This window comes from Vreelandella indica, from assembly GCF_037070225.1.
Lineage (GTDB): Bacteria > Pseudomonadota > Gammaproteobacteria > Pseudomonadales > Halomonadaceae > Vreelandella > Vreelandella arctica.
The window spans coordinates 13,402-28,965 of record NZ_JBANSO010000030.1 but is presented as its reverse complement, the minus strand read 5'-3'; the positions used below and the strand labels follow the sequence as shown (position 1 = coordinate 28,965).

Annotated in this window: 14 protein-coding genes; 11 read left to right on the top strand and 3 right to left on the bottom strand. The window is 53.2% G+C overall.

What is annotated here, in order from left to right:
- Positions 1 to 22 precede the first annotated feature (22 nt).
- From V8L71_RS17575 to V8L71_RS17535, 9 genes are all read left to right on the top strand, one after another.
- Complete coding sequence (locus V8L71_RS17575) at positions 23 to 448, top strand: type IV pilin protein (protein ID WP_336274947.1); 426 nt, start codon at positions 23 to 25, stop codon at positions 446 to 448.
- Entirely contained in the window at positions 435 to 1,010 is a 576-nt protein-coding gene (locus tag V8L71_RS17570) for a GspH/FimT family pseudopilin (protein ID WP_336274946.1), read from the top strand. The genes V8L71_RS17575 and V8L71_RS17570 overlap by 14 nt, the downstream gene beginning before the upstream one ends.
- The gene (gene pilV, locus V8L71_RS17565; RefSeq protein WP_336274945.1) at positions 1,007 to 1,438 is read left to right on the top strand and encodes a type IV pilus modification protein PilV; all 432 of its coding nucleotides are present in this window, start codon (positions 1,007 to 1,009) and stop codon (positions 1,436 to 1,438) included. Before V8L71_RS17570 ends, pilV begins: the two co-directional genes overlap by 4 nt.
- The gene (locus tag V8L71_RS17560) at positions 1,435 to 1,920 is read left to right on the top strand and encodes a prepilin-type N-terminal cleavage/methylation domain-containing protein (RefSeq protein WP_336274944.1); all 486 of its coding nucleotides are present in this window, start codon (positions 1,435 to 1,437) and stop codon (positions 1,918 to 1,920) included. Before pilV ends, V8L71_RS17560 begins: the two co-directional genes overlap by 4 nt.
- A complete protein-coding gene (locus tag V8L71_RS17555) occupies positions 1,917 to 3,707 on the top strand; it encodes a DUF7305 domain-containing protein (protein ID WP_336274943.1) in 1,791 nt (596 codons plus the stop codon). Before V8L71_RS17560 ends, V8L71_RS17555 begins: the two co-directional genes overlap by 4 nt.
- A gap of 64 nt (positions 3,708 to 3,771) precedes the next feature.
- The gene (locus V8L71_RS17550) at positions 3,772 to 4,794 is read left to right on the top strand and encodes a tryptophan--tRNA ligase (RefSeq protein WP_336274942.1); all 1,023 of its coding nucleotides are present in this window, start codon (positions 3,772 to 3,774) and stop codon (positions 4,792 to 4,794) included.
- Positions 4,795 to 5,086: 292 nt separating this feature from the next.
- Entirely contained in the window at positions 5,087 to 6,100 is a 1,014-nt protein-coding gene (locus tag V8L71_RS17545) for an AI-2E family transporter (protein WP_336274941.1), read from the top strand.
- A 156-nt stretch (positions 6,101 to 6,256) separates the two neighbouring features.
- Positions 6,257 to 7,468, top strand: coding sequence for a YeeE/YedE family protein (locus V8L71_RS17540; RefSeq protein WP_336274940.1), 1,212 nt, complete (start codon positions 6,257 to 6,259; stop codon positions 7,466 to 7,468).
- 190 nt (positions 7,469 to 7,658) lie between these two features.
- Positions 7,659 to 9,338, top strand: coding sequence for an NAD-dependent malic enzyme (locus V8L71_RS17535; protein ID WP_336274939.1), 1,680 nt, complete (start codon positions 7,659 to 7,661; stop codon positions 9,336 to 9,338).
- Positions 9,339 to 9,392: 54 nt separating this feature from the next.
- On the opposite strand, the gene acnA is transcribed toward V8L71_RS17535, so the two are convergent.
- Complete coding sequence (acnA, locus tag V8L71_RS17530; RefSeq protein ID WP_336274938.1) at positions 9,393 to 12,125, bottom strand: aconitate hydratase AcnA; 2,733 nt, start codon at positions 12,123 to 12,125, stop codon at positions 9,393 to 9,395.
- A gap of 285 nt (positions 12,126 to 12,410) precedes the next feature.
- On the opposite strand from acnA, the gene trxB reads away from it, so the two are divergent.
- Entirely contained in the window at positions 12,411 to 13,364 is a 954-nt protein-coding gene (gene trxB / locus V8L71_RS17525; RefSeq protein WP_336274937.1) for a thioredoxin-disulfide reductase, read from the top strand.
- A gap of 23 nt (positions 13,365 to 13,387) precedes the next feature.
- Here trxB and V8L71_RS17520 read toward each other — a convergent pair whose 3' ends face one another.
- The gene (locus V8L71_RS17520) at positions 13,388 to 13,924 is read right to left on the bottom strand and encodes a GspH/FimT family pseudopilin (RefSeq protein WP_336274936.1); all 537 of its coding nucleotides are present in this window, start codon (positions 13,922 to 13,924) and stop codon (positions 13,388 to 13,390) included.
- Between the two features lie 134 nt (positions 13,925 to 14,058).
- On the opposite strand from V8L71_RS17520, the gene thiO reads away from it, so the two are divergent.
- Complete coding sequence (gene thiO, locus V8L71_RS17515) at positions 14,059 to 15,162, top strand: glycine oxidase ThiO (RefSeq protein WP_336274935.1); 1,104 nt, start codon at positions 14,059 to 14,061, stop codon at positions 15,160 to 15,162.
- On the opposite strand, the gene V8L71_RS17510 is transcribed toward thiO, so the two are convergent.
- A complete protein-coding gene (locus tag V8L71_RS17510; protein ID WP_336274934.1) occupies positions 15,159 to 15,431 on the bottom strand; it encodes a PP0621 family protein in 273 nt (90 codons plus the stop codon). The two genes, thiO and V8L71_RS17510, sit on opposite strands and share 4 nt — an antisense overlap.
- Positions 15,432 to 15,564: the final 133 nt, after the last annotated feature.

The window sequence follows — 15,564 nt, the reverse complement described above, 5'->3', positions numbered from 1 at the left end:
GTTTGCGACATACTGAAACAGTATGAGCCAACTAATACAGGAGCAAAGCCGCGTGCCTTATGTTACTCATCCTTCCACTGGCCGTTTTTCCCATAACGGCCAGCGCGGCTTTACCCTCATTGAGTTAATGATTGTGCTGGTGATCATCGGCATCGTCGCCTCCATTGCTTACCCCAGTTATACCCGTTATGTGCAAAAATCAGTACGAACCGACGCCCATGCGGGCCTGATGCAGGCTGCTTCCGAGCTTGAGCGCTGCTATACGCGTACTTATGCTTATAGTGATTGCGCAATCAGTGAATTCTCCCCCGAAAACAACTATGAGATTGGGGAAAGTATTAGTGGTAGCGGATACCTACTGACCGCAAGTACCACTCAGAATGATGGTTGCGAAGGCGATATTACCCTAAGTTCAAGTGGCGAAAGGTTGCCCAATGACTGCTGGTAATCAGAGACGGCAGCGCGGCTTTACCCTGATTGAGCTGTTGGTCACGCTGATGACCGCGTCGATCATCGCTATTATGGCGGTTCCCGCGTTTGTCGGCTTCCTTGCCCGCCAGCAACTAGCGAGCGATGTAAACGAACTAATTTCTGTGCTGAGCTTTGCACGTAGTGAGGCGATAAAGCAGCGCAGTGATACAACAGTAGTCTTCTCACCTCCTAACGCCGCTACTTCAAATCGTCGCCCTGAATCTTGTCGAAATAACGAAGTTGCTGAAGAGTTAAGTGACAGCAATGGAGTTAGCACCATCTACCGTTATTCAGACTGGTGTTACTGGGTAGTAAAAAGTGACGCAGTCGATGAGATATTGCGGTTAGGGCAATCGGCCAATATAACCACGCCTGATCAAGCCTTTTCGCTCACCTTCCAAAGCTTAGGTGACGCCAATATTGATGACTGCCGTACTGACCCTTGCCAAATTACGCTTACATCACAACGAGAGGACATTGCGCCTGTTACTCTTGCTGTCAATATAACTGGCAGCATTCGCAAGGAGTCAGAACCATGACTCATCAGCGTGGCTTTAGCTTAATAGAGGCGCTAATCGCGCTGTTAGTGCTCTCCATTGGCCTGATCGGTGTGGCGGCTATGCAACTGAAAGCCCTGCAAAGTGCGAACGCTGGCTATCAGCGTTCAGTAGCAAGCGTGGCTGCTGTGGATGCTCAGGAGCGACTTTGGGCGCAGATGGCTACGCTTGGTTCTGATGAGACGTGTGAAGATATTGATTTAGCACCAGTTCAAAAAGCATGGAGAGAGCATTGGTTTCTGAAAAGCGACGCTACGCCGTTGCGCAACACTATTGAAGCGCAAAGCGGTATCGAGCCGGTGAATGGTGATAACAAGTGCCAATTCACAGTCACATTGGTGCTAAGTGAGGATAACAACGACCAACTTGATTATCTTATTCGCCTGCCCAGTCTGGAGTTCCAGCCATGAGACTGGCTCAGCGCGGGTTTACCCTGGTAGAACTGATGGTGGCGATGACGATCAGCACAGTCATTATATTAGGGGCAGGCCAGCTATTTTTAACAACCTTTCAAACATTCCAAAATGTAGACAAGGTTAGCCGTAAGCAAGAAACATTAATATTTGCGGTCAGCACCCTGACTGAGGCAGGGCGTAATGGAAATATTGAAGATTATGCTATTGAGCCTGATGAACGTAGCTTTGACAGCGGTACTCGTTATTACTGTGTTCTGCAAGATGGAGTTCAAAACCAGCCTGTAGTTGATCTTGCCCAAGTTGATGACGTGACAGCCTGCCCGATGCTTTTTGAAACTAATGATGATGGAGTATTTCACTTAGTCACGCTGCCCATCGGTGATTGCCGGGAAGGCAAACGTGGTGAGACTTGTGACGAGTTTACATTCATCGTCACTGAGCGAAACAAATTAATCACACAAGAGCCAACCCCATGAAACAACAGCAAGGCGCAGCGTTAGTAATTGTTATGGCATTGCTTTTGGGAGCGCTGATGTTAGGAGTGTCGGGTATGCAGAGCGCGTTAATAGATGAACGCCTTGCGGGTAATTATCGCGCTGCGACCCAGGCACAAATGACTGCTGAAAATACTTTATCGGCTCTGGTCGACCCAGAGAATGCCGCACGCCGCAATTACCATCTTAATGACTTATTTGATGACGATGAATTCGCCGCTGTAGGGGATATCGAGCGACTGCGAGGGCGCGAGTTGGAAGCCCTGCTCAGGGAAGGCGCGCTGGGCGCGTTTTTCAAACAGTTGCTACCAAGTAACTATGAAGAGCTAAGCTCAAAAGATCAAACTGATATACGAAACGCCCTTGTAGAAAATTTTGTACTAGAATTTGAGCGCCTAGAAAATGAGCAAATTGCGATTACTGCATTAGATGATGGATTACGCAAAAGTGCACGAGGGCAGGCGCGACTAGTTTATTCATTAGGCGATGATGCGGGTAGCCCATCCCCTTTTCAGTCTCCAATAGTTGGCTGTGAAGGCGTTTCGTCAGGAGGAGGTTCCACTATCAGCAGCTACCGCTCTAGTGACGGCAGTTGGAGTGGGCAATCAGGCAGCTTTTCTAATAACGATATCCCTCTTATAAGCACCACTGCCGATAACGCGAATGTGGTTCTTGGTGGTAATGAGAAAGTTCATGGCGGTATAGAAGCATTAGGTACCGTAACCCTCAATGGTTCTTCTCAAGTATTTGGCAGCATACTGGCCAATAAAACAATCTCTTTAAATGCAGGGGGCGGGCGCGTCCAGGGTAATACTGAGAGCCTTGAGAATGTAATATTTGGCAGTAGCGCACGTGTTGATGGCATCGTAAGAGCCATGGGGAATGTGATTTTTGATAATGATGCCGCTAGTGTTGGTGATGGTATCTACGCTGGTGGAACCATAACTTCTAAACGTAATCCTGTTTCAGCACATATTGACCAGGATAGCCGGGCTAATTTTTACGCACGTAGTAGTGTGTCGCTTAATAGAGTTGAAGAGCAGCCCTGCGATATCGCCGACTTTAACGGGAACTCGCTGGATGAGGAAATAACTCGTTATCAAGACGAACTTACTTCACTCGGTGATATTACAGTGGGTGCCCACCCTAACGTAAAATGGAGATTTACCCCACAGCAGATAGAGCGTTACGATGAAACCAATAACCTTAATCGATGGGTTACCCATGCGTCGCCGCAATTTAATCTCTTTTTCGGTGAGTCAGCGCCTATCTATCGAGTTAATAATTTACGATTAACCAGTTCTCCTTCATTAAGAGTGAGTGGTGGCGACATAGTTATCATGGTGGATGGAAACTTTACTATGGGCGGAGGTGGGCCTGGGTTAGTTATTGATTCAGACAGCAGCTTGACAGTTTTTGTTGCAGGAAAAATAGATTTTGGCAGTGTGCTTAAGATGCCCACAGCTAACTCGATCAACAGCAATGGTAAGCCAACATTTACTATCTTTTCTGGCTATAACGGTTCAGGAACCGGAGTTAATTTCAGTTCAAGTAACCGCGTTGTAGCTAACGTTTATGCGCCTTACGCAAATGTTTCAGTTAATTCGGGCGCAGGTTTCTTTGGAAGTGTCAGAGGGAGCACAGTAAGTGTGAGTGGCGGCGGCAGTATCGTTTATGATGAATTGCTGGTTGACGCCTTTGGGGATGCTTCAAACGGCATACCAGAAGAGGGAGGCAGTGGTGATTGGCAACTAGTTGGCTGGCAATAACGCCATTCGCCACGCGCCTAGGTGCGCGTTATCATAGCGGTATTTGCTTAAGAGCCTGAAAACCATGAGTCAGACTGCCAAAACCCGCGTTCTCACCGGTATCACCACCACCGGCACGCCCCATTTGGGCAATTATGTTGGGGCGATCAAGCCTGCCATTGAGGCAAGCCAGGATCCCAACGTTCAGTCGTTCTACTTTTTGGCTGATTACCACGCGCTGATTAAATGCCCTGACCCAAAACGAGTGCAAGAGTCTCGGCTGGAAATTGCTGCCACATGGCTGGCACTTGGGTTGGATACTGATAACGCGATTTTCTATCGCCAGTCGGATATTCCTGAAATCCCTGAGCTTACCTGGATGCTCTCTTGCGTCTGCGCCAAAGGCCTGATGAACCGCGCCCATGCGTATAAAGCGGCGGTAGCTGAGAACGAAGAGGCAGAAAACCAAGACCCAGATAAAGGCATCACCATGGGGCTGTTTGGCTACCCTGTGCTAATGGCGGCGGATATTTTAATGTTTAACGCCAATAAGGTGCCGGTAGGGCGTGACCAGATTCAGCATATCGAGATGGCCCGTGATATCGCCGGGCGCTTTAATCATCTCTATAAGGGCCAGCATTTTGTCCTCCCAGAAGCCGTCGTTGACGAGAAAACGCAGCTTCTGAATGGTTTGGATGGGCGTAAGATGTCCAAAAGCTATGATAATACGATCCCGCTCTTTGCTCCTGAGAAAAAGCTGCAGAAGCTGATACGTAAGATCAAGACCAACTCGCTGGAACCCGGTGAGCCGAAAGATCCAGACACCTGCACGCTGTTCCAAATTTACTCCGCTTTTGCGACGGCGCAAGAGACCGCCAGCCTCCGCGAGCAGTATGCTGCAGGCATTGGCTGGGGTGATGCGAAGAACCAAGTGTTTGAGTACTTGAACGCTCACTTAAGCGCGCCCCGTGAACGCTATAACGCGTTAATGGAAGATCCCGCTCATATTGAAGCGGTACTTCAGAAAGGCGCAGAGCGGGCGCGCGAAGAAGCGGCAGTAACGATGGATCGCTTACGTGCTGCCGTTGGCCTGGGGCGGTTTGTTTAATATCTGAACACTGCCATTCACCGTAGTGACCTGTTAGTCATCTAGCAGTAACGACGAAGCCCCTTCCGCTTGGAAAGGGCTTCGTTTGTTTCGGGCCTCGCGCTTTGCTGCTAACTAGGCTGTTAGTGATAGCTCAGCCTTCAATCGGGGGCGTTAGTCATTAACTGAATGAGCATGGTTGTGCATGAGCATGGTTGTGCTGTTGTCCTATAGTGCTTATCACGTAGGCTATGTATTTCTCAGATACGTATTTAGCTTCGCAAAAGCAACGCATCCACAAAGGGAATATTGTATGCGGTCAAGGTATCGACATCAGTCGTTTACGGAATGTGCATTAATAGCCTTAACGCTGGCGGTCGTCGCGTTAATGCTTTGGAAGCTTGTTGGACTACTGATCTTAATTTTTGGCGCAGTGGTGGGCGCCTGTATATTGCAGACGGGTATGACGCCACTTTTGAGGCTAGGTGTGCCACGGTGGCTGGCACTGTTAACGGTGATTATTACGCTAACCCTGGCGCTAGGGTTAGTTAGTTGGGCATTTGGCGCGCAGGTGTCTGCTGAGTTGGAATCACTGTCTGTTCTATTGCCCGAGGCATGGGAACAGCTTCAGGAAAGGCTTGAAGGGTCGCAGCTAGCGCCCCTGCTTGATGACGCGGCTGGGCGGGCGAGAGATTTATTTGGGAACGGCATTTCGCAAGTTGGGATGATGGTGGTCTCCATGGGGGGCAGTGTTGTCAGCTTTTTCGCGCTTATCGTTGGCATGGTTTATTTTGCTGCGCAGCCGGGTCTTTATCGCCGTGGTTTATTGCTACTCGCGCCCATTAAAAGCCGCCCACGTTTGGGTGAAGCGCTGGATGAGAGCGGTAAGGCGCTTCGCTATTGGCTTGGCGGGCAGTTAGTGGCCATGGTGGTCACTGGGCTTTTAGTGGGTGTCAGCATGTGGCTGTTAGGTGTGCCAGCGCCGCTTGGCTTGGGGTTAGTGGCTGGGCTATTGGATTTTGTGCCACTGGTGGGGCCTCTGATTGCCGCTATTCCTGCGTTGTTGCTTGCCTTCACGGTGAGCCCTCAAACCACGCTGTTTGTGCTGATTGTGTATACGATTATTCAGCAGATAGAGGGCAATATTTTACAGCCGCTGGTACAGCAGCGCGCTGTTCACTTGCCCCCCGCCATGCTGCTTTTTTCGCTGTTTGCAGCCAGTACTCTGTTTGGATTAGCCGGCCTGATTTTGGCCGCACCGCTGACGGTGGTGGCGTTTGTGTTGGTGAACAGGCTATACGTCACTCGAGAGGAAGAAAGCCAGTAAATAGTGTTAATCGTCATAAATACAGCTGCACAAATAATTGTACGCCGATTATTAGCAGCGTTAAGCTTATCATCATTATCCGTATTAACTGGATCCATTCTGTCTGGAAGCGCCTGTTCGTGAACAGGCGCTTTTGGCATTGATAAAGGTGAATGTATGTCTACAACGACGGTTGCTGCGCCGCAGAGTTACCGCGTGCCGCTCATCGCCACAGCGGCGATTGTGCTTGGCGCGTTGCTTATAGGAGTAGTGTTTGAGGCCAATACGGGCCTGTTGATGATTGTCGGTGGGCTGTTTGGCATGGTGCTTTATCATGCTGCCTTTGGTTTTACCTCGGCGTGGCGGGTATTTATTACCGAACGGCGAGGGCGTGGCTTGCGTGCCCAGATGGTGATGCTGGCGATTGCGGTGGTGCTGTTTTTCCCTGCGTTGGGGGCTGGCACGCTGTTTGGTAATGAAGTGTCGGGCTTTGTCGCGCCTATCGGTATCTCCGTGCTGGTGGGGGCGTTCTTATTCGGGCTGGGCATGCAGTTAGGCGGTGGTTGTGCTTCTGGTACGCTTTTTACTGCGGGTGGTGGTAACGCACGTATGTTGATCACCTTGGTCTTCTTTATTGTCGGCTCGGTGATTGGTTCGGCGCATTTTGCCTGGTGGCAGAGTTTGCCGGCCTTTCAGCCGGTATCACTGGTCAACGTGGCTGGGGTGAGTGGCGGGGTTGCGATTAGCCTGGTGTTGTTTGCTGCGATTGCTGCTTTCACCTGGGTGATGGAGAAGCGCCGCCATGGTCAGTTAGAGCAGGCGCCTGCTGTTAATAAACAGAGTGCTGAGCGTTGGCTGACAGGGCCTTGGCCATTGGTGGCGGGTGCCGTGGCGTTGGCGTTGCTGAATTTCGTCACCTTGGCACTGGCTGGCCGCCCATGGGGAATTACCTCTGCGTTCGCACTGTGGGGTGCAAAGAGCTATGCGCTCGTTGGTGGCGATGTAAGCCAATGGGGCTATTGGCAAGCGCCGGGTAATGCAGCAGCGCTTGAAGCCAGCGTATGGAGTGATATAACCACGGTAATGAACGTCGGCATAATGCTGGGGGCACTTGCCGCCGCCAGCTTGGCCGGTCGTTTTGCGCCTAACTTTAGAATTCCGTTGAAATCACTTTTAGCCGCCATCGTGGGTGGCCTTCTGCTCGGGTATGGCGCCCGCTTGGCGTATGGCTGCAATATCGGCGCCTACTTCAGCGGCATTGCGTCTGGCAGCCTGCATGGCTGGGTATGGTTGGTGGCTGCGTTCGCGGGCAACATGCTGGGTGTTAAATTAAGGCCTTTCTTTTTTAGCGGCGTAGAAGGCCGCAAACCCACCGCTAAAACCAGCTAAAACTAGTTTAAAAGCACTAAAATAGTTAGATGACGCCCCGGTTTGAAGCTCATTCAATCGGGGCGTTTTTATGTTAACAACGTCGCTCTCTTCTACCTTTGTAGCAGGAGCATGTTACATTAAGCCCAAACGCCGCAAACGCCCGATGTTGCTGCATTGCAGCAGTGATTGACATAAAAAGAGAATGCTTATGACTACCCAGAGTAAACGCCCCTTATACCTTCCTTACGCCGGTCCTTCTCTGCTCGAAATGCCGCTATTGAACAAAGGCAGCGCGTTTACTCAACAGGAGCGCCTGGCGTTTAACCTGATTGGCTTGCTGCCGCAAAAAGTGGAAACCATCGAGGATCAGCTGGAGCGGGTCTATCGCCAGTACCAGCAGTGCCATAGTGACCTTGAGAAACACATCCATCTGCGCGCCATTCAAGACGACAACGAAACGCTCTACTTCCGTTTGGTGTCTCAGCATCTGGAAGAGATGCTGCCGATTATCTATACGCCGACGGTCGGGCAAGCGTGTCAGGAATTCTCCAATATTTATCGTAACCACCGTGGTCTGTTTATTAGCTACCCTGACCGCGAGCATATGGATGACATCCTGCGCAGCGCCACGAAAGATAACGTCAAGGTCATCGTAGTGACGGATGGTGAGCGGATTCTGGGGCTGGGTGACCAGGGAATCGGGGGCATGGGTATCCCGATTGGTAAGCTGGCGCTGTATACCGCCTGTGGTGGCATTAGTCCCGCTTACACGCTGCCGATCATGATTGATGTAGGCACCAACAACAAAGCGCTGCTGGATGACCCCATGTACATGGGCTGGCGCCACGAGCGGGTAGGTCAGGAAGAGTACGACGCTTTCATGGCGGAGTTTATTGCCGCCGTGAAGCGCCGTTGGCCTAACGTGCTGCTGCAATTTGAAGACTTTGCCCAGGCCAATGCGGTGCCGCTGCTTGAGCGTTATCGTAATGAACTGTGCTGCTTCAACGATGACGTACAGGGCACTGCTTCGGTGGTGGTCGGTACCTTGATGGCGGCTTGCCAAGCGCGCGAAGAAACCATCGCCCAGCAGCGCGTGGTGTTTGTCGGCGGCGGTTCTGCGGGCTGTGGGATTGCCGAGCAGGTGGTGGTGGCCATGGAAGCCGAAGGCTTGACCGAAAGCGAAGCCCGGGCACGTATTTTCATCGTCGATCGGGACGGGTTGATGACCAGCGATCAAGCGTGGCAGCGCGACTTCCAGCGCCGCCTGGCCCACGACCCCTCCTTGGTGGTTGGCTGGAATGGTCAAGCCCTGGAGGAAACGATCGCGCAGATCAAGCCAACGGTGTTGATCGGTGTCTGTGGGCAACGCGGTATTTTCACCGAGCAAGTTGTTCGCACCATGCACGCGGGCTGTGAGCACCCAGTGATCATGCCGCTCTCCAACCCGACCTCGCAAGCAGAGGCGGTGCCGGAAGATGTTATCCGCTGGACCGATGGTCAAGCGCTGGTAGCCACCGGTAGCCCCTTCGCGCCGGTGGTTTACAACGGCCGCACTTACCCGATCGCCCAGTGCAACAACGCCTATATCTTCCCAGGTATCGGTTTAGGGGTCATTGCCGCCAGTGCCAACCGAGTCACCGATGAGATGCTGATGAGCGCCTCACGGGCGCTGGCACGCGAAGCGCCGCTGGTGAAAGAAGGTAAGGGGGCTTTGTTGCCACCTCTATCGCGTATTCGCGATATCAGTAAGTCGATTGCCTTTGAAGTCGCTGCGCAGGCGCAGCAGAATGGCGTGGCGCTGAAAACCAGCGGCACGACGCTGCGTGAGTTGATTGAAAAGGCATCCTGGTCGCCGGATTACCGCACCTATCGCCGCCGCGCATTCTAAACAAAAAAAAGCCCCCACCGAGGTGGGGGCTGCAAGCATTGGTAGGTTTTACCCTTAGGCTGCGCCGATCATCTTGCGCAGCACGTAGTGAAGGATACCACCGTGGCGGTAGTAAGCCAGCTCGTTTACCGTGTCAATTCGGCACTTGGCATCAACGCTACGTTCCCCGTCGGCATTTTTGATCACGACTTTGACGGTGCCACCCGGTGTCAGGTCGCTCAAACCGGCAATCGAAATCTCTTCATCCCCGGTTAATCCCAACGTTTGACGGCTTTCGCCTTCGGCAAACTGCAGCGGTACAACGCCCATACCGATCAGGTTAGAGCGGTGGATGCGCTCAAAGGATTCGGCGATCACGGCGCGAACGCCCAGCAAGCGTGTGCCTTTGGCTGCCCAATCCCGTGAAGAACCGGTGCCGTACTCTTTACCAGCGATCACGACTAGCGGTTTGCCTTCCTCTTTGTACTTCATCGCGGCATCGTAAATAGCCATCTGCTCGCCGCTGGGTACATGGCGGGTTTCACCACCGACAACGCCATCGAGCATCTCATTTTTGATCCGCACGTTGGCGAAGGTGCCGCGCATCATGACTTCATGGTTACCCCGGCGTGAACCGTAGGAGTTGAAGTCGACCGGCTTAACGCCGTGCTCTTGCAAGTAGCGACCTGCCGGGCTGTCGGGCTTGATGGCGCCCGCCGGGGAGATATGGTCGGTGGTCACCGAGTCGCCTAGCATCGCTAGAACACGAGCGTTGTGCACATCTTCGATGGCATCCGGCTCGCGGCCCATGCCTTCAAAGAAGGGCGGGTGCTGAATGTAGGTAGATTCAGGCCACTGATAGACCTTGCTCTCTGAAACGTCGATTGCTTTCCAGACGTCGTCACCCTCAAACACCGCGCCGTATTCTTTACGGAACATCGCGGTATTGACCTTCTCAACGGCGCTGGCGATTTCTGCTTGAGTGGGCCAAATGTCTTTGAGATAGACAGGTTCGCCGTTGCTGTCGTTGCCAATGGGTTCCTGGGTTAGGTCACGCTGAACATTACCGGCCAGGGCGTAGGCGACCACCAGGGGCGGCGAGGCCAGCCAGTTGGTTTTGACCAGCGGGTGAACGCGGCCTTCGAAGTTCCGGTTACCAGACAGCACCGAGGCAACGGCAAGGTCCCCCTGGTCGATGGCCTGCTCGATCTCATCAGGCAGCGGGCCTGAGTTGCCGATACAGGTAGTGCAGCCGTAGCCGACTAGGTTGAAGCCCAGTGCATCCAGGTCATCGTTTAACCCAGCGGCTTCCAAATAATCGGTGACGACTTTGGAACCGGGGGCCAGTGATGTCTTCACCCAAGGCTGAGTGGTTAGCCCTTTTTCGCGTGCTTTACGGGCCAGCAAGCCCGCTGCCATCATCACGCTGGGGTTGGAGGTATTAGTACACGACGTAATGGCCGCAATCACCACCGCGCCAGGGTCGAGGCTAAAGTCCTGGTCATTAAGTTTAACGGCTTGGCTAGTGTCGTGTTCAAAGCTGCGTTCCACACCGACCGCGGTTTGACCGCCTTCAGAGGAGAGCTTCCCTTTAGCGGTTGAATCTGCTTTGACGTCTTGCTGCATGAACTTGTCGAAGGCTGCCGCCATATCCTGTAGAGCGACACGGTCTTGCGGGCGTTTGGGGCCAGCCAGACTGGCTTCCACCTCGGTCATGTCCAGTTCCAGCGCATCGGTGAAGATCGGCTCATCGCTGGGTTCGCGCCACAGCCCTTGGGCTTTGCTATAGGCTTCAACCAGCGCAATTTGCTCATCTTCACGCCCGGTTAGGCGCATATAGTTTAGCGTTTCATCGTCTACCGGGAAGAAACCGCAGGTAGCACCATACTCAGGCGCCATATTGGCAATCGTCGCGCGATCCGCCAGGGGCAGGTCTTTCAAGCCGTCGCCGTAGAACTCAACAAATTTTCCTACCACGCCTTTTTTACGCAGCATTTCGGTAACGGTTAGTACTAAGTCAGTGGCGGTAATGCCTTCGCGTAGTTTGCCCGTCAATTTAAAACCGATGACTTCGGGGATTAGCATTGATACCGGCTGACCGAGCATGGCTGCTTCGGCTTCGATACCGCCCACACCCCAGCCAAGTACGCCCAGGCCGTTGATCATGGTGGTGTGGGAGTCAGTGCCCACGAGCGTGTCGGGGTAGGCGAAGGTCTTGCCGTCTTCGTCTTTGGTCCATACCGCTCTGCCTAGATACTCCAGGTTGACTTGGTGGCAAATGCCGGTGCCAGGCGGTACTACGCTAAAGTTATCGAATGCCTGCTGACCCCAACGCAGAAACTCATAGCGTTCACGGTTGCGCTGCATTTCGATATCCACGTTCTCTTGGAACGCGGCGGGGTTACCAAATTTGTCGACCATTACCGAGTGGTCAATGACCAGGTCGACCGGTGATAGCGGGTTGATCTTGGCTGGGTCTTCGCCAAGGCTTTCGACAGCAGCGCGCATAGAGGCTAAATCCACCACGCCAGGGACGCCGGTGAAATCTTGCATTAAGACACGTGCCGGCCGGTAGCCTATTTCACGGCTGGAATAACCTTCTTCCTGCCAGTCGACCAGGGCCTGCATGTCTTCTTCAGCCACACTTTCGTCATCGCCGAAGCGCAGCTGATTTTCGAGTAGGATTTTGAGCGTCTTGGGAAGCCGGTCAATGCTGCCCAGTGCCTCTGCCGCTTTGGGTAGGCTGTAATAGTGGTACGTTTTACTGCCCACCTCTAAGGTACTTAGCGTATCGGGTGTCTTGCTCATGTGTCTCTCCTCTGATTGCTGAGTGTTGCCCTCAGCGTGACGGTCACGATCTTCCTGTCGTATTGATTACCCTAGTATGGCTTACCCCAGTATGGCGTTGATTTAGTAATAACACATGGGTGTTTGCTTCGTCCCTTTCAAGGTTTCTTCGCCTAATAGCGTAGACGAAACCTTGCAATAGCTTGTACTTGGCACCATTTCAGGCAGACTCTGTGCCTAATTTTTTATAAAGCTTTTACACAGCTCTCAATACAGCTATCAGTCAGATCTTTACAAGGTGGTGTCATGGAAACTCGTCATGAGCGTTTGATTATTCTTGGGTCCGGCCCGGCAGGCTATACGGCCGCCGTGTATGCCGCACGGGCAAACTTGAAGCCATTGCTGATCACCGGTATCCAGGCGGGTGGACAATTGACCACCACAACGGATGTCGATAACTGGCCGGGCGATGCGCAAGGTGTTCAAGGCCCTGAATTGATGGAGCGCATGAAACAGCACGCTGAACGCTTTAATACCGAAGTGCTGTTTGACCATATCAATGAGGTCAGCTTAGGCGAAAAACCCTTTACGTTGAAAGGCGACAGCGGCATTTATACCTGCGATGCGCTCATTGTCGCCACCGGTGCCAGTGCGCGTTACCTGGGTTTGCCCACCGAGCAGCAGTTTATGGGCCAAGGGGTTTCTGCCTGCGCGACCTGCGATGGCTTTTTCTATCGCAATCAGGAAGTCATTGTCGTCGGGGGTGGTAATACCGCCGTGGAAGAAGCGCTCTATCTCTCTAACATCGCTTCCAAGGTAACGCTGGTCCACCGCCGGGATACGCTGCGGGCAGAAAAGATTCTGCAGGATAAACTGCTTGAGAAAGCCGCCGCCGGCAAGATCGTCCTTGAGTGGTTCCAGGAAGTTGAGGAAGTACTCGGCGATAACTCGGGCGTTACTGGGGTGCGAGTTAAGTCCACCAAAGATGGTGCCAGCAAAGAGATCCATGCGCCTGGTTTGTTTATCGCCATTGGCCATAGCCCCAACACTGGCATCTTTGAAGGTCAGTTAGCCATGAACGGCGGCTACATCAAGGTGCACTCTGGGCTTGAAGGCAACGCCACCGCGACCAGCGTGCCGGGCGTATTTGCCTGCGGTGATGTAATGGATCACATTTATCGCCAAGCGATCACCTCTGCCGGTAGCGGCTGCATGGCAGCGCTGGATGCCGAGCGTTATTTAGACGGCATTGCCGGGTAACGTCGCACTCTGCTCTGAAGCGCCTAGCAATCGATAGGCGCTTCATCGATTCTCAGACGCCCCAGCTGGCTCAGTACTAGCTTTTTCCCCTGCGACTCTTCGGCACCGTTGCCTGAACAAATAGCAAAACTGCCGTTATAACCGCTGGTATAGCCCAATGAGCTGTAGCGAATGCGCGACCAGCCCCGGCTGTAAGTTACTTGTGTGCCTCGCTCGGCAGGCATAACGCGCAAAATATCGTCGGCTTGAACGTTATCTGTTTGATCCCCCTTTACGATCATAAGCTCACCGCCCCATTCGCTACTGCATGCCGTGCGGTCTTCAGTCGCCGGGCAAAGCGTGATCTGGCGACGTTGGCTGATGGCCGTATTGCGCGCTAATGAAAACGCGCTTTGTAATCGATTGATTTCGCTGGTCTGCGCGGTTCGCTCACCTAGTGCTTGAAAATTAGGCAGCCCCCAGGCGGCTATAATGCCAACTAACAGCAGTGTGATCAGTAGCTCAAGCAACGTAAACCCGCTTTCAGGTAGCGTGCGTGTGCCGTTATGGCCATCGTTCATCGCCTCTCCTTACTTGACCTTGTTATTGCCCGCGCTATGCTCAGTGCCCGGTGTCAACGGCCATGATCAGCTGGCGGCTTAATCAGCCTAGGTGATAGTCACTATTTTTTATGTAAGCCAAAACGGACAATGTTGTGAGCGATTTCTTAATTATTGGTGGCGGCGTGATCGGCATGATGACGGCGCTGCAGCTAGCCGATGCGGGTCAACAGGTCACGCTGGTCGAGCGTGGCGAGTGTGGTAAAGAGGCCTCGTGGGCCGGTGGCGGTATCGTCTCACCGCTTTATCCGTGGCGATACGACGCTGCGATATCGCAATTATCACGCTGGTCAGAAGGTGTTTACCCCTCGTTGGCTTTGCGGCTGTTGGAAGAGACAGGTATTGATCCTGAGTATCGCCAAAAGGGGCTGCTCTACCTGAACGTAGATGACGCCGATAAAGCCCTGCGCTGGGCGCGCCAACTGGGCAAGCCGCTAGAGCGAGTAGGGGCAGATTTCGTCCACACCAAAGAGCCTGGCGTTGCAATGGCGGGCGACAGCGCGCTATGGATGCCGACCCTGGGCAGTGTGCGTAACCCACGGTTAGCCAAAGCGTTGAAGGCGCGGTTAACGGCGATGCCTCAGGTAACACTGAGAGAGCAGTGCGAGGTCAGTGGGCTTCTTCAAAAAGAGGGTAACGTCGAAGGTGTGATGACGGCACAGGGGCCAATAACGGCTGGGCGAATCATTGTGTGTGGCGGTGCCTGGACTGCTCAACTATTGGCGCAGCTGAATGTGCAGCTGCCGGTAAGGCCGGTAAAAGGGCAGATGATCGCTTACCAGGCACCCAAGGGGTTAGTGCAGCGTGTGGTGTTAAAAGATGGGCGTTATATTATTCCGCGTGCAGACGGGTTGCTGTTGGTCGGCTCTACGTTAGAGGAAGCTGGGTTTGATAAGACCACCGACGCGGCAGCACTGGCATCGCTAAAGCACAGCGCCGAAGCCATTCTGCCTGCCTTGGCAACCTGCCCGATAGCGCATCAATGGGCCGGGCTTCGCCCTGGTTCGCCGGCGGGTGTTCCTTTCATCGGTGCCCTTCAAGAATGGCCTAACGTATACATTAATGCGGGGCACTATCGTAACGGCTTAGTGCTGGCGCCTGCATCGACCCATTTATTGGCGGATCAACTGCTGGGGCGCGAGCCATTAATCGACCCCGCGCCTTACCAGCCCACGCCCGAACGGCTTATTCAGGCTTAAGGCGCGTCGTCTTTATCCTGCTGCTCTTGCAGGAAACGGTCGCGATGGGCGCTGGAGCAAAACCACTGGGCTTGTTCGCGTAGCGCTTCTTCTTCAGGAACGTGGACCTCGCACCAGCGGCAGCGCACCATTTTGCCACCCTCGTGGCGATTAACGTGTTTACTCTGCTCCTCATGTTCGAGTTTGCGTTGGCGGTAGATGCCGTAGAGCTTCAAACCGGCATAGAAGACAACAGCGAAGATAATCAACCGAATGATCAATAGATTCATCCTTATTTTTCTCCCGAAATGGGGATATAAGCGTTAGGAGTGTCGCACGGCCTTTGCTAGCGGGCGGCCCTTGCGGGACAATGCGTGTATGTCGGTGCAATCCTATTCTAAAGATTCTCAAGAGATTTTAACG